This is a genomic window from Halomonas mongoliensis, assembly GCF_052496345.1.
In genome coordinates, this window is record NZ_CP199288.1 from 1,518,593 (window position 1) to 1,533,117 (window position 14,525).

The following is a 14,525-nucleotide window of genomic DNA, read 5'->3' on the forward strand; positions in this document are numbered from 1 at the left end:
ATCGCTGTCGTATCAGAGGCTCTGCAGCACACCCTTGGCCCTGGCCTGGGCCTCGTCGCGAGCCACCACGTTGTCGGCCACCAGCTTGGCCAGCGAGGCATCCAGGGTCTGCATGCCCAGATTGCCGCCGGTCTGGATGGCCGAGTAGATCTGCGCCACCTTGTCCTCGCGGATCAGGTTGCGCACCGCCGCCGTCGCGACAAGGATCTCATGGGCCGCCACGCGCCCCCCGCCGATGCGCTTGAGCAGGGTCTGGGAGATCACCGCCTGCAGCGACTCGGAGAGCATCGAACGCACCATGGACTTCTCATCACCCGGGAAGACGTCGATGATCCGGTCGATGGTCTTGGCCGCCGAGGTGGTGTGCAGGGTGCCGAACACCAGGTGACCGGTCTCCGCCGCGGTCAGCGCCAGGCGAATGGTCTCCAGGTCGCGCATCTCGCCGACCAGGATCACGTCCGGGTCCTCGCGCAGGGCGCTGCGCAGGGCCGGAGCAAAACCGTGGGTATCGCGGTGCACCTCGCGCTGGTTGATCAGGCAGCGCTTGCTGCGGTGGACGAATTCCACCGGGTCCTCGATGGTCAGGATATGCTCGTAGCGGTTGTCGTTGACGTAGTCGATCATCGCCGCCAGCGTGGTGCTCTTGCCCGAGCCGGTGGGGCCGGTCACCAGCACCAGGCCCCGGGGCAGCATGGAGAGCTGACGGAACACCTGCCCGAGCCCCAGATCCTCCAGGGTCAGCACCTCGGAGGGGATGGTCCGGAACACCGCCCCCGCGCCACGGGCATGGTTGAAGACGTTGACACGGAAGCGCGACACGCCCGGCACCTCGAAGGAGAAGTCGGTTTCGTAGAACTCCTCGTAGTCACGGCGCTGGCGGTCGGCCATGATGTCGTAGATCAGCTTGCGGACCTCGCGGTCCTCCATGGCCGGCACGTTCAGGCGGCGTATATCGCCATCGACTCGGATCATCGGCGGCAGGCCCGCCGACAGGTGCAGGTCCGAGGCCTTCTGTTTTGCCGAGAACGCCAGCAGTTCGGTAATATCCATGCGTTTTCCCTTGCTCCCGAAGCCCTGGTGACATCTTGTAATGAACAGTATGACAGAGCTTGCCACATGACGGCCTCTTCTGCTCACAGTCCGCTCGCCGAGTCCCTGGCCGCCGTGCGCACTCGACTGGCCGAGGCCCTGAACGACGCCGGTCGCCCGGCCACCGAGGCCAGCCTGCTGGCGGTCAGCAAGACCAAGCCGGCGGCACTGGTGCGCGAGGCCTGGCACCTCGGCCAGCGCGAGTTCGGCGAGAACTACGTCCAGGAAGCCCTGGAGAAGCAGGCGGCGCTGGCCGACCTCGACGGCATCGTCTGGCATTTCATCGGCCCGCTGCAGTCCAACAAGACCCGCGACATCGCCGAACACTTCGCCTGGGTACATAGCGTAGACCGCGAGAAGATTGCACGGCGCCTCAACGATCAACGCCCCGAAGGATTGCCACCGCTGGAGGTCTGCCTGCAGGTCAATATCAGCGACGAGGCCACCAAGTCCGGCGCCAGCCTGGCCGAGCTGCCGGCGCTGGCCGAAGCGGTGCTCTCGATGCCGCGCCTGCGCCTGCGCGGCCTGATGGCGATCCCGGCCCCCGCCGAGGACCGGGAAGCCCAGCGGAAGCCCTTCGCCCGCCTGCGCGAGGCCCTGGAGGCGCTGCGTGAGCGCTTCCCCGAGGCCCCGCTGGATACCCTCTCCATGGGCATGACCGGCGACCTCGAAGCCGCCGTGCGGGAAGGCGCTACCCTGGTACGCGTCGGCACCGCCATCTTCGGGGAGCGCGAGCCGCCCCGCTGAGCCACCAACGAACAACGCCGCCGCCGGATACCCCGCGGCGCCCCATCGTCGAGCGATACAGGACACCCCCCATGGCCACCAGAGTCACCTTCATCGGCGCCGGCAACATGGCCAGCGCCATCATCGGCGGAATGATCGAGAGCGGCCACTCCCCCTCCTCGATCACCGCCACCTCGCCCAGCGACGCCTTCCTGGCGCCGGTCCATGAGCGCTACGGCATCCACACCAATACCGATAACGTCGCCGCCGTGGCCCAGGCCGACGTGGTGGTGCTGGCGGTAAAGCCCCAGATCATGAAAGAGGTGTGCGAGGGGCTCGCCAGCGTGGTGCAGCAGCGCCGTCCGCTGCTCATCTCGGTGGCCGCTGGCCTGGACGCCGAGACCCTGGAAGCCTGGCTCGGCGGCGACCTGGCCATCGTGCGCTGCATGCCCAACACCCCGGCCCTGGTGGGCGCCGGCGCCTCCGGTCTCTACGCCAACGCCAAGGTCAGCGATGAGCAGCGCACGCTTGCAACCGAGCTGATGGAGGCCGTGGGCCTGGTGGCCTGGGTCGAGGAGGAGCCCCTGCTCGACGCCGTCACCGCCGTCTCCGGCAGCGGGCCTGCCTACTTCTTCCTGATGTTCGAGGCCATGGAGGAGGCCGGCGTCAGGCTCGGCCTGCCCGCCGAGACCGCCCGCCGGCTGGCCATGCAGACCGCCCTGGGTGCCGCTAAGATGGCGATGGCCAGCGACAAGCCGCCGGAGGAGCTGCGCCGCAACGTGATGTCGCCGGGCGGCACCACCGAGCGCGCCGTGTCACGCCTCGAGCAGGGTGGCCTGCGCCAGCTGATGGCCGAGGCCATGGAAGAGTGCGCCGAACGCGCCCGCGAGATGGCCGCCGAGCTCGGCAAGCGCTAGCACACACCGCTACCGGCTGGCCGCCCGATGCGGCCAGCCACGACATGGAGGAATCCTCATGGGCAATGCCGGCCTGCTGCTGGTCAACACCCTGGTCAACCTGTACATCTTCCTGCTGATGCTGCGTTTCCTGCTGCAGGCGTCACAGGCCGACTACTACAACCCCATCAGCCAGACGGTAGTGAAGATTACCCAGCCGGCGGTGCGCCCCTTCCAGGGCTTCCTGGGCCCGGTGATGGGTCGCTTCGACATGGCCACCCTAGCCGCCGGCTTCGTGATCAAGGCGGTCAGCATCGTCATCATCCTGCAGATCGCCGGCTTCGGCATGGCGCCGATTGCCGGCGTGGCCATCGGCGCCGTGGCGGCGCTGGCCAATGCCATCCTGAAGATCTACTTCTTCGCGCTGATCGTGATGATCATCCTCAGCTGGGTGGCGCCCAACGCCAGCCATCCGGGGGCGCTGCTGGTGATGCAGCTGGTGGAGCCGATCATGGCCCCGCTGCGCAAGGTGATCCCGCCCCTGGGCATGATCGACCTCTCGCCCATCGTGGCGTTCATCGCCATCAGCATGATCGATGGTATCGTGGTGGGCTCGCTGACCCGCGCCGCCGGCGTGGCCGGCGCCCTGGTCGGGCTGTGATGCCCGACGCGCCCATTCAGCCCCACCACAACGACTGGACACGGAACCACTGATGCCCGAGCTCCCTGGTGACTCGGTCGGCCTGGTGACGCCGCAAACGGCGCACTTCGACGACCCCCTGGCCTTGGCCTGCGGCAGGACGCTGCCGGCCTACGACCTCGTCTACGAGACCTACGGCACCCTGAACGCCGAGCGCTCCAACGCGGTGCTGATCTGCCACGCCCTCTCCGGGCATCATCACGCCGCCGGCTACCACAGCGCCGACGAGCGCAAGCCGGGCTGGTGGGATACCCATATCGGCCCCGGCAAGTCCATCGATACCGAGCGCTTCTTCGTGGTCTCGCTCAACAACCTGGGCGGCTGCCACGGCAGCACCGGCCCCAATCGCGAGAATCCCGAGAGCGGCCGGCTGTGGGGGCCGGAGTTCCCGATGATGACGGTCAGCGACTGGGTCAACAGCCAGGCCCGGCTGGCCGACCGCCTGGGGATCGAGCGCTTCGCCGCGGTGATCGGCGGCAGCCTCGGCGGCATGCAGGCGCTGCAGTGGGCCCTGGCCTACCCCGAGCGGGTCGCCAGCGCCGCGGTGATCGCCGCCACCCCCAAGCTGTCGGCCCAGAACATCGCCTTCAACGAGGTGGCCCGCCAGGCCATTCGCTCGGACCCCGACTTCCACGACGGCTGGTACGCCGAGCACGGCACCGTGCCGCGGCGCGGCCTCAAGCTGGCGCGCATGGTGGGGCATATCACCTACCTCTCCGAAGATGCCATGGGCAGCAAGTTCGGCCGCGACCTGCGCAGCGACGACCTCAACTTCGGCTTCGACGTGGAGTTCCAGGTGGAGTCCTACCTGCGCTACCAGGGAGACACCTTCTCCACCTCCTTCGACGCCAACACCTACCTGCTGATGACCAAGGCCCTGGACTACTTCGACCCGGCCGCGGCCCACGAGGGCGACCTGGCCCGGGCCCTGGCCCCGGCGCAGTGCCCCTTCCTGGTGGTCAGCTTCACCACCGACTGGCGCTTCCCGCCCTCGCGCTCCCGGGAGCTGGTCAACGCCATGGTGCGCGCCGGCAAGGCGGTCAGCTATGCCAATATCGACTCGACCCATGGCCACGATGCCTTCCTGATGCCGGAGCCTCGCTACCAGGCGGTGTTCGCCGCCTTCATGGATCGCGTCGCCCGCGACATCGGCCTGGAGACCCGCCCATGATGAACCGGCCCGACTTCAAGCTGATCCACGACTGGATCCCCGAGGGCGCCCATATCCTCGACCTGGCCTGCGGCGACGGCTCCCTGCTGGCGGCCCTGGCCCGGGACAAGAACGTCACCGGCTACGGTCTGGAGATCGACCCCGACGGCATCACGGCCTGCGTCGCCCGGGGCGTCAACGTCATCGAGCAGAACCTCGACGAGGGGCTTTCCAACTTCGAGGATGACGCCTGCGACCTGGTGGTCATGACCCAGGCCCTGCAGGCCCTGCGTCGCCCCGACCGCGCTCTGGACGAGATGCTGCGGGTGGCCAGTGAGGCGATCATCACCTTCCCCAACTTCGCCTACTGGCGCCATCGGGTGCACCTGGGCATTCGCGGCTACATGCCGGTCTCCAAGTCGCTGCCCCACGCCTGGTACGACACCCCCAACATCCACCTCTCGACCTTCAACGACTTTGAACAACTCTGCCGGGACAAGGGTCTCATTATCGTCGACCGAGCGGTGGGCATCGGCGACCACGAGGGCCACTGGACCTCGCGGCTGTGGCCCAACCTGTTCGGCGAAATCGCGATCTTCCGGGTCGCCCGCGGTTGACCCGGCAACGGCACAAGAGGGTTCACGATGAGGCAAGGCTTCCTGAGCGGGCTGCTCGCCGCCGGCATGATGCTGCTGGCGGGCACCGCCGTCGCCCAGCAGTATGAGCAGGTCGGCAACTATCAGATCCACTACAGCGCGGTGAACACCAGCTTCCTGCCAGAAGAGGTGGCACGGGAACACAATATCCAGCGCAGCCAGGTGATGGCGCTGCTCAACGTCAGCGTGCTCGAAGAGCGCGAGGATGGCACCACCCGCGCCCTGCCGGTCAGCGTCAACGGCACGGTAGGCGGACTCAACAGCAGCGATCCGAGCGCCCCACTGAGCTTCCGCACCCTGCGCAGTGGCGACGCCCCCTCCCAGGTGGCGGTCTTCCGCATCCACGACGACGAGCCCATGCGCTTCGACCTGGAAGTGCTCCACGACCGCAACGCCGAACCGGCCCGGGTCAGCTTTATCCAGCGCTTCTACATCGACCGCTGAGTCTCCGCCGGGCCTGCCCGGCGCCGGCGATCAGTCGTTGAAACGTCGCTCGAGGGCCACCGGCAGCACCGGCCCGAGGCGAATCGCCACCGGTGTCTCACCGCGGCGCCCCACCTCGCAGCGCCGCGCCAGCACCTCCACGCCGCTTGCCGCCGCCGCCCTCAGCGCCGCCGCATAGGCCGGGTCGAGGTGCTCGGCCGGCGCCACGTCGGGGATGGCCTCATGGGCCACGCAGAAGAGCAGCACCGCCCGCTCACCGCGCTCGGCCAGCGCCGACAGCACCTCCAGGTGCCTTCTGCCCCGCTCGCTCACCGCGTCCGGAAAGTAGCCGTGGCCGTCGGCCTCCCGGAGCGTCACCTGCTTGACCTCCACGAAGGCGCTGCCGCGCTCGGGGTCATCGAGGCGGAAATCGAGGCGCGATGCCTTCTCGTCGCCAATCGACACCCTTACCTCGGCCTTCAGCTCGGCATAGCCGGCCAGCTCCACCACCCGCCCTTCGCGAAGCGCCTCCTCGACGATGCGGTTGGCCCGCCCGGTCTGCACCGAGGCGAGCGCCACGCCGCCATCGGGCTGGGGCAGCTCGATCAGCTCCCAGGTCCAGGCCAGCTTGCGCTTCGGGTTGTCGCTGGGCGAGAGCCACACCCGGCAGCCCGGCACGTTCACGGCCCGCATGGAGCCGGTATTGGGGCAGTGGGCCACCACCTCGCGGCCGTCGTCGAGGCGCACGTCGGCCAGAAAGCGCTTGTAGCGCCGCAGCAGGGTGCCCGGCACCAGGTCGGGATACTCCATCCGCCTACCGCCTGGCCAGGAAGCGTGCGAGGCGGCTCACCGCCTCCTCCAGGCGCTCGACCCCGGTGGTAAAGGCGATGCGCACATGGTGCTCGCCCCCTTCGAGGGCAAAGTCGACCCCCGGCGTGATCGCCACGTTCTCCTCCTCCAGCAGGCGCCGGCAGAAGGCCTGGCTGTCGTGGCTGTAGCGGGAGATGTCGAGCCACAGGTAGAAGGCGCCCTGGGGCGGCAGCGAGGGCGCAAGCCCCAGGGGCGCCAGGGCCGCCAGCAGGGCGTCCCGACGGCGCGCCAGCTCACTGCGACGGGCCTCGAGAATCCCGCGACACTCGGGGGTGAAGGCCGCCAGCGCCGCATGCTGGGCGAGGGTAGGGGCGGCCAGGAAGACGTTCTGGGCCAGCCGGGTCAGCGGCTCCACCGCCGCCTCCGGCGCCAACAGCCAGCCCAGTCGCCAGCCGGTCATGCCGAAGTACTTGGAGAAGCTGTTGACCACGAAGGCGTCCGGGGTGAGCGAGGCCACCGAGAGCGGCTCGAGATCGAAGCAGAGCCCCTGGTAGATCTCGTCCACCAGCAGGTGCCCGCCCCTGGCCGCCACGGTCTCCGCCACCGCCGCGAGCCGGTCGGCATCCAGCATATGGCCGGTGGGGTTGGAGGGGGTGGCCAGCATCGCCAGGCGGGTGGCATCGCGCCAGTGGGCCTCGATCAGGCCCGCATCCAGCTGCCAGCCGCTCTCGGGGCCCACCGGTACGGCATCCACCTCGGCCCCGGCCAGAGCCATGAAGTGGCGATTGCAGGGGTAGTTGGGATCGGCCATCAGCACGCGATCGCCGGGGCCGGCCAGCAGCTGGCTGGCCAGCAGCAGCGCCCCGGAGGCCCCCGGCGTGACCAGGATGCGCCGCGGGTCCACCTCGGCACCGAAGTACTCGGCATAGTGGCCGGCGATCGCCTCGCGCAGGGCCGGCAGCCCCGCCGCCGGGGTGTAGCGGGTATGCCCCGCCGACAGCGCCGCCTGGCCGGCCGCCACCACCGACTCGGGGGTCGCGAAGTCGGGCTCGCCCACCTCCAGATGGATCACGTCGTGGCCCGCGGCCTCACGGGCCTGGGCGGTCTCCAGCAGGCTCATCACCCGGAAGGGAGCGACCCGGTCGATGCGTGGACTCCACGCCATGGCAAGACTCCTGTCAGCTGTCGGCGGGCATGACATCATGCCTGCCGGAGGAATAATCCTACGCACGGGGAGCGCGGACTCCCCGCCGTGGTCGAACGGTCATCGCCTCGAAACGTGCCAGTGTAGCGACTTTGGTGGCAGGTTCGCAGCCGGCGGGGGGCATGAGGTTGCAAAGCCTCGGTTTTTCCGCTAAACAAGCATGCCTTTGGCGTGAGATACCTTGCATCACGGCGGGTATTGATCAGCAGTCACTCAAGTAACGAGGCAGTCCCATGCCAGTAGCCGACAAGAAAGCGGAAGCTCCCAAGAAGTTCACCCCCTACGAGCCGGCGGCGGGTGAAGAGTACATGAACGAGCAGCAGCTGGAGCACTTCCGACAGATCCTGCTGGGCTGGAAGCAGGAGCTCATGGAAGAGGTGGACCGCACCGTACGTCACCTGCAGGAAGAGGCGAACAACTACGCCGACCCGGCCGACCGCGCCACCCAGGAAGAGGGCTTCAGCCTGGAGCTGCGCACCCGGGATCGCGAGCGCAAGCTGCTCAAGAAGATCAATGAAACCCTCGAGAAGATCGACGAGGACGACTACGGTTTCTGCGAGGCCTGCGGCGTCGAGATCGGCATCCGTCGCCTGGAGGCCCGCCCCACGGCCACCCTCTGCGTCGACTGCAAGACGCTGGCCGAGCTCAAGGAAAAGCAGCTGGGCGGCTGAGTCGGCGTGCCGATGCCTTTTCCATCGCGCTGCAACGGGCACCTCAGGGTGCCCGTTTGCGTGTCTGACAACCGGAGCCCTGCATGACGTTCTATCGCGGACGCTTCGCCCCGACCCCCTCGGGCCCGCTGCACTTCGGCTCGCTGGTAGCCGCCCTGGCCAGCTACCTGGATGCCCGCCGCGCCGGCGGCGAGTGGCGGCTGCGCATCGAGGACATCGACCCGCCACGCTGCCCCGCCGGGGCCGCCGATGCCATCCAGCGCCAGCTCGAGGCCTTCGGCCTGCACTGGGACGGGCCGGCGCTCTGGCAGCACGATCGCCATGACGCCTACCAGGCCGCCCTGACGCGGCTGGTCGACCAGGGCCTGGCCTACCCCTGCAGCTGCTCGCGAAAGCAGTGGCGCGACTACCCCGTTTATCCCGGCTGGTGCCGTCAGGGCGTGCGCGAGCCCGGCAGGCCGGTGGCCTGGCGGCTGCGCAGCGACCTGGGCCTGCGCCCGGTGGTGTGGCAGGACCGGCTGTTCGGCGAGCAGTGCTTCGACCCGGCCGACCTCGGCGACGTGGTGCTCAAGCGCAAGGATGGGCTCTGGGCCTACCAGCTGGCGGTAGTGGTGGACGACGCCGACCAGGGCATCAGCGACGTGGTGCGCGGCTTCGATCTGCTCGACAACACCCCCTGGCAGCGCCAGCTGCAGCACGCCCTGAGCTACCCGGAGCCGCGCTACCTGCACCTGCCGCTGATCCTCGGCGAGGATGGGCAGAAGCTCTCCAAGCAGAATCTGGCGCCGGCCCTGCCCACCGAAGACGAGGCCGTGCGCCCGCTGCTGCATGGCGCGCTGACGGCCCTGGACCAGGCCCCGCCGGCCGAACTCCGCGCGGCGCCGGTGGCGGAGCAGCTGGCCTGGGCCATCGCCCACTGGCAGGTGGCACGGCTGAGTGCCGAGCCGCACCGCACCCACGGGGCGGACGCCGCCCTTCCCGACTGAGAGATGCCATGTACGTCTACCGCATCCTGCTGTTCCTGGTCCTCGGCGGCTATCTGCTCTCGCCGCTGATGATGAGCGGCTGGGCCAGCCCGGGGGTCGCCTGGTACCGGCCCTTCATGATCTGGGGCGTACTGATCGCCCTGACCCTCTGGCTGGAACAGAAGAGGAAGCTCGATGAACGCTAGCCTGGCCGGCATGCTCGCCCTGGGCATCGGCTTTCTGCTGGTGCTCTTTCTCTGCGCCCTGGCCGTGGAGCGCGGCCTGATCGGCCCGCGGATCACCCGCCATCCGGTGGTCTACACCCTGGCGCTGGGTGTCTACGCCAGCGCCTGGGCGATCTACGGCAGCCTGGAGATGGCCTCCACCTCCGGCTACGGCTACCTGGCCTACTACCTGGGGGTGGCCGGCGCCTTCCTGCTCGCCCCGGTGCTGCTGGTGCCGATCCAGCGTATGGTGCGCACCTACCAGCTTGCCTCCCTGGCCGACCTATTCGCCTTCCGCTTCCGCTCGCGCTGGGTCGGCACCCTGATCACCCTGGTCAGCCTGCTGGCGGTGATGCCGCTGCTGGCCCTGCAGGTGCAGACCATGGGGGACGCCATCTTCCTGATGACCGGCGCCGCCTCGCCCTCGCTGCTGGCGCTGGCCTTCTGCGCCATCATCGCCCTGTTTGCCATGCTGTTCGGCGCCCGCCGCCGTCATGTGGATGGCCACCATGACAGCCTGCTGGCGGTGCTCGCCCTCTCCTCCCTGATCAAGCTGGTGGCCATGCTGAGCCTCGGCGCCTTCGCCCTCTTCGTGGTCTTCGACGGCCCCGCCGACCTCCAGGCGTGGATCGACGGGCCCGGCCAGGCCTTCCAGGCCGGCGTCGTGCAGCCCGACCCTGCCCACTGGCGCACCCTGCTGCTGCTCTTCTTCGCCGCGGCACTGCTGATGCCGCATATCTTCCATATCACCTTTACCGAGACCCACACCCGCCACACCCTGCTCCAGGCGAGCTGGTCGCTGCCGCTCTTCCTGCTGCTGATGGCGCTGCCGGTGCCGCTGATCCTGTGGGCCGGGCAGAGCCTCGGCGGCCAGGCGCAGCTGCCCTCCGCCTACCTGGCCTTCGCGCTGTCCGACGCTCCCTGGGTGCAGGCGCTGGCCTTCATCGCCGGGCTCGCCGCCACCAGCGCCACCATGGTGATGATCGCCCTGGCCCTGGCCGGCATGATCCTCAACCACGTGCTGCTGGTGGCCCACCCCCCGGAGGCCCAGCTCGACCTCTACCGCTGGCTGCTCTGGCTGCGCCGCGCCCTGGTCGGGGCCGTGGTGCTGGGCGGCTGGCTCTTCTACCGCACCGTCAGCGTTCACCACGACCTCTCGACCCTGGCCCTGGCCGCCTTCGTGGGCATGGCCCAGTGCCTGCCCGGCCTGCTGGCGCTGCTCTACTGGCCCGGCGCCAACCGCAAGGGCATGGTGGCCGGCCTGTCGGTGGGCCTGCTGGTGTGGCTGTTCGGCCTCTGGCTCCCGCTGCTCACCGGCCTGCCGGCACTGCTGCTGGTCCCCCCCGGGCTCGAGGGGCTGGCCGGCGAGCCGGAGTGGTTCGTGGTGACCCTGGTCTCCCTGGCCGGCAACGCCCTGGTCTTCATCCTGGTCTCCCTGGCCACCCCCACCTCCGAGGGAGAGCGTGCCGCCGCCGAGGCCTGCTCGGTGGATGCCGTGATCCGGCCCAAGCGGCTCCCCCTGGAGGCCACCAACGGCGAGGAGTTCAAGGCGTACCTGGCCCGGGCCCTGGGCGAGCAGGTGGCGCACCGCGAGGTGGACCGCGCCCTGGATGACCTGGGCCTCTCGCCCCTGGATGGCCGCCCCTACGCCCTGCGCCGCCTGCGCGATCGCCTGCAGGCCAACCTCTCGGGGCTGATGGGGCCCTCGGTGGCCCAGGACATCGTCGACCGCCACCTGCCCTACCGGCACGACGTGCCGGGCGCTACCGACGACATCCACTTCGTGGAGAGCCGCCTGGAGGCCTACCGCTCGCGGCTCACCGGCCTGGCCCGGGAGCTGGACGGCCTGCGCCGCTACCATCGCCGCACCCTGACCCGCCTGCCCATCGGGCTCTGCGCCTTCGGCGAGGATGGCGAGCTGCTGATGTGGAACGACGCCCTGGCCCAGCTCAGCGGCATCGATGGCGCCAGCGTGATCGGCGCCCGCCGCGACAGCCTCCCCGCGCCCTGGGGCGAGCTGCTGGGGCGTATCCTGGCCGAGCCCCAGAACCAGCTCTACAAGCAGCCGGTGCCCCTGGAAGGCGGCGTCCGCTTCCTGAGCCTGCACAAGGCCGAACTGGCCGGTGACGACAGCGAGCCCGGCGGCCTGGTGGTCCTGGTGGAGGACCACAGCGAGATGAAGTGGCTGGAGGATGAGCTGGTACATGCCGCCCGCCTGGCCTCCATCGGCCAGCTCGCCGCCGGCGTCGCCCACGAGATCGGCAACCCCATCACCGGCATCTCGTCGCTCGCCCAGAACCTGCGTTACGACACCGACGACCCCGAGGTGCTGGCCACCGCCGCCCAGATCCAGCAGCTCACCGACCGCGTCTCGCGCATCGTCTCCTCCCTGGTGGGCTTCGCCCACGGCGGCCGCCACCTGGGCGGGCAGGCCTTTGCGCCGGTCTCCCTGGCCGAGGTGGTCGACGAGGCCATCCACTTGATCCACCTCGCCCGCTCGGGGGAGGATGTGCGCTTCGAGAATCGCTGTCCCGACGCGCCCCGGGTACAGGGCGACGCCCAGCGGCTGCTTCAGGTGATGGTCAACCTGCTCGGCAACGCCCGCGACGCCAGCCAGCCCGGCGACAGCGTCATCATCGAGGCGGCCCCGGAGGGGAGCGGGCTTCGAGTGACCGTCACCGATCAGGGGCACGGTATCGACGAGCGGGTCCGCGACCACCTCTTCGAGCCCTTCACCACCACCAAGCCGCCCGGGGAGGGCACCGGGCTCGGCCTGCCGCTGGTCTACAGCATCGTCGCCGAGCACCACGGCCAGATCGATATCGAGTCGCCGCTGCCGGGCCAGGAGCACGGCACCCGCATCAGCCTCTGGCTGCCGCTGAACCCACAGGAGGGTGAGACACCGCGATGAGCCGGATCCTGATCGTAGAAGATGAAGCCATCATCCGCAGCGCCCTGCGCCGCCTGCTGGAGCGCCACGACTACCGCGTCGAGGAGGCTGGCTCGGTGGATGAGGCCCTGGCCCTGGACCCCCAGCGCTTCGACCTGGTGATAAGCGACCTGCGCCTGCCCGGCGCCCCCGGCACCGAGCTGATTCCCCGGGCGGCACCGGTCCCCGTACTGATCATGACCAGCTACGCCAGCATGCGCTCGGCGGTGGATGCCCTGAAGCAGGGCGCGGTGGACTATGTGGCCAAACCCTTCGACCACGACGAGCTGCTCGAGACCGTGGCCCGGGTGCTGCACCTGCAGGCCTCGCGGCGGGCGGAGCCCCCCGACATCACCGAGCCCGGCGGCCAGGCCCAGCCGATGATCGGCAACTGCCCGGCCATGCAGCTGGTCTACTCGCGCATCCGCAAGACCGCCCCCGCCGACGTCACCGTGCTGATCCAGGGAGAGTCCGGCACCGGCAAGGAGCTGGTGGCCCGGGCCCTTCATCAGCAGAGCAGGCGGGCCCAGGCCCCGCTGATCTGCGTCAACTGCGCGGCGATTCCCGAGACCCTGATCGAGTCGGAGCTGTTCGGCCACGAGAAGGGCGCCTTCACCGGCGCCAGCGCGGCGCGCACCGGCCTGGTGGAGGCCGCCGACGGTGGCACCCTCTTTCTCGACGAGATCGGCGAGCTGCCCCTGGACGCCCAGGCCCGGTTGCTGCGCGTGCTCCAGGAGGGCGAGATCCGCAAGATAGGCTCGGTGGAGACCCGCCACGTGGACGTGCGCCTGATCGCCGCTACCCACCGCGACCTACGCGCCCTGTCGAAGACCGGCGAGTTCCGCCTCGACCTCTACTACCGGCTCAACGTCATGCAGATCGATCTGCCGCCGCTGCGGGAGCGCGAGGATGACGTCCTGCTGATCGCCGACACCCTGTTGGAGAAGGCGTGCCGGCGCCATGACCGCGAAGGGCTGCGCCTCTCCCGGGCCGCCCGCCGCGAGATCCACGACTACCCCTGGCCCGGCAACGTGCGCGAGCTGGAGAACGCCCTGGAGCGCGGCGTGATTCTGGCCGAGGGCCACCTGATCCATCCGGACGACCTGGGACTCTCCCCCCCCAGCGCTGCCGCCCCCGCCGCCCGCCCGCCGGCCCCCGCCCAGGAGGAGCCCGCCAAGCCTGCCACGGCCGAGGGCGGTGAGGATGACCTCTCCCTGGAGGACTACTTCCAGCACTTCGTCCTGGAGCACCAGGACCAGATGAGCGAGACGGAGCTGGCCCAGAAGCTCGGCATCAGCCGCAAGTCGCTATGGGAGCGACGCCAGCGCCTCGGCATTCCCCGCAAGAAGAGCCCCCGGCGCAAGAGCGAGTAGCTGGCTCTACGACCATAGTGCAAGCGCCCGCGGCCAAGGCCGCGGGCGCTGTCGTCTGGGCACCGGCTACCCACTCTGCCCCATTTGTTACCGTCCCACACAGCCTGTGCGCTCAGATGGTGCCTGACGGGTAACACTTCTCCAGAAGCGCCCGGAGCACAGGCCGCACCATATCCATAAGCCACTGTTCCATATGGAATAAAAACAAGGTGGCACGCGGGGTGCAGTATATCTGGGCAAGAAAAACAAGTTCCGGTGTCACCCGCTGCCCTAGCGCAACAACAAGAACAACACCGCAGCCGGACGTGACCAGACCCGCTAGCCAACAACAACAAGTCAGCGGGCCAGAGCAGCACAGGCGCAGTCGACCAACAAGAACAACAGCCGACACGCCCGGCCCCTTGCCCAAGAACAACAACAAGCCGTCGCAAGGTACCGGAAGACCCAGGACGCGACGCATCGGTACGGCCAACAACAAGAACAAGCGCCGTCGAAGATGCACCCCCGGCAACAACACCAACAAGCCGGGGGGAGGCAGATTAGCTGCCGTCGTGGTTGGATTATTGTTTTGAATACGAGGCGGTCACCCCCCAGGGGCGCCAACAAGGACAACAACACAGCTAGCCTGATCACTACCCTGGTGACTGCGGTGCGTATTCAAGGCGATGTGCCATCACGAAGAAGAACCAGCAGCAAGGACGCTGCATGA

General features: G+C 69.0%; 14 protein-coding genes. 11 read left to right on the forward strand and 3 right to left on the reverse strand.

The genetic code is table 11. The features are described from left to right. Positions 1 to 12: 12 nt before the first annotated feature. A complete protein-coding gene (locus tag ACRYRV_RS07100) occupies positions 13 to 1,050 on the reverse strand; it encodes a type IV pilus twitching motility protein PilT (protein WP_309637357.1) in 1,038 nt (345 codons plus the stop codon). 66 nt (positions 1,051 to 1,116) lie between these two features. Here ACRYRV_RS07100 and ACRYRV_RS07105 point away from each other — a divergent pair, with 66 nt between their 5' ends. The 6 genes from ACRYRV_RS07105 to ACRYRV_RS07130 all read left to right on the forward strand — a co-directional run bounded on the left by ACRYRV_RS07105 (position 1,117) and on the right by ACRYRV_RS07130 (position 5,661). Then, positions 1,117 to 1,836, forward strand: coding sequence for a YggS family pyridoxal phosphate-dependent enzyme (locus ACRYRV_RS07105; protein WP_444985539.1), 720 nt, complete (start codon positions 1,117 to 1,119; stop codon positions 1,834 to 1,836). A gap of 71 nt (positions 1,837 to 1,907) precedes the next feature. Continuing rightward, positions 1,908 to 2,732: a pyrroline-5-carboxylate reductase gene (gene proC / locus ACRYRV_RS07110; protein WP_253447862.1), complete on the forward strand. Its 825-nt coding sequence runs from the start codon at positions 1,908 to 1,910 to the stop codon at positions 2,730 to 2,732. A 58-nt stretch (positions 2,733 to 2,790) separates the two neighbouring features. Beyond that, positions 2,791 to 3,372 carry a YggT family protein gene (locus ACRYRV_RS07115; RefSeq protein WP_253447859.1) on the forward strand — a complete coding sequence of 194 codons (582 nt, stop codon included), beginning with the start codon at positions 2,791 to 2,793 and terminating at the stop codon, positions 3,370 to 3,372. A 52-nt stretch (positions 3,373 to 3,424) separates the two neighbouring features. Then, positions 3,425 to 4,582, forward strand: a complete 1,158-nt coding sequence (gene metX, locus ACRYRV_RS07120) for a homoserine O-succinyltransferase MetX (RefSeq protein WP_253447856.1) — start codon at positions 3,425 to 3,427, stop codon at positions 4,580 to 4,582. After that, positions 4,582 to 5,178, forward strand: a complete 597-nt coding sequence (gene metW / locus ACRYRV_RS07125) for a methionine biosynthesis protein MetW (RefSeq protein WP_253451933.1) — start codon at positions 4,582 to 4,584, stop codon at positions 5,176 to 5,178. Before metX ends, metW begins: the two co-directional genes overlap by 1 nt. A gap of 27 nt (positions 5,179 to 5,205) precedes the next feature. Continuing rightward, a complete protein-coding gene (locus tag ACRYRV_RS07130) occupies positions 5,206 to 5,661 on the forward strand; it encodes a DUF4426 domain-containing protein (RefSeq protein WP_253447853.1) in 456 nt (151 codons plus the stop codon). Positions 5,662 to 5,691: 30 nt separating this feature from the next. Here the strand turns inward: ACRYRV_RS07130 and sfsA are convergent, their stop codons facing one another. Together sfsA and ACRYRV_RS07140 are read right to left on the reverse strand one after the other, a co-directional pair. Continuing rightward, positions 5,692 to 6,450 (reverse strand): DNA/RNA nuclease SfsA, encoded by a 759-nt coding sequence (gene sfsA, locus ACRYRV_RS07135; protein ID WP_309637359.1) that lies wholly within the window; start codon positions 6,448 to 6,450, stop codon positions 5,692 to 5,694. 4 nt (positions 6,451 to 6,454) lie between these two features. Further along, positions 6,455 to 7,615: a pyridoxal phosphate-dependent aminotransferase gene (locus tag ACRYRV_RS07140; RefSeq protein ID WP_309637360.1), complete on the reverse strand. Its 1,161-nt coding sequence runs from the start codon at positions 7,613 to 7,615 to the stop codon at positions 6,455 to 6,457. Positions 7,616 to 7,887: 272 nt separating this feature from the next. On the opposite strand from ACRYRV_RS07140, the gene dksA reads away from it, so the two are divergent. The 5 genes from dksA to ACRYRV_RS07165 all read left to right on the forward strand — a co-directional run bounded on the left by dksA (position 7,888) and on the right by ACRYRV_RS07165 (position 13,816). Further along, positions 7,888 to 8,325, forward strand: a complete 438-nt coding sequence (dksA, locus tag ACRYRV_RS07145) for an RNA polymerase-binding protein DksA (RefSeq protein WP_253447845.1) — start codon at positions 7,888 to 7,890, stop codon at positions 8,323 to 8,325. Between the two features lie 83 nt (positions 8,326 to 8,408). Continuing rightward, positions 8,409 to 9,311: a tRNA glutamyl-Q(34) synthetase GluQRS gene (gene gluQRS / locus ACRYRV_RS07150; protein ID WP_444985538.1), complete on the forward strand. Its 903-nt coding sequence runs from the start codon at positions 8,409 to 8,411 to the stop codon at positions 9,309 to 9,311. A gap of 8 nt (positions 9,312 to 9,319) precedes the next feature. Further along, a complete protein-coding gene (locus tag ACRYRV_RS07155) occupies positions 9,320 to 9,496 on the forward strand; it encodes a hypothetical protein (RefSeq protein ID WP_309637362.1) in 177 nt (58 codons plus the stop codon). Next, complete coding sequence (locus ACRYRV_RS07160; RefSeq protein WP_444985537.1) at positions 9,486 to 12,425, forward strand: ATP-binding protein; 2,940 nt, start codon at positions 9,486 to 9,488, stop codon at positions 12,423 to 12,425. Before ACRYRV_RS07155 ends, ACRYRV_RS07160 begins: the two co-directional genes overlap by 11 nt. Beyond that, a complete protein-coding gene (locus ACRYRV_RS07165) occupies positions 12,422 to 13,816 on the forward strand; it encodes a sigma-54-dependent transcriptional regulator (RefSeq protein WP_309637364.1) in 1,395 nt (464 codons plus the stop codon). Before ACRYRV_RS07160 ends, ACRYRV_RS07165 begins: the two co-directional genes overlap by 4 nt. Positions 13,817 to 14,525: the final 709 nt, after the last annotated feature.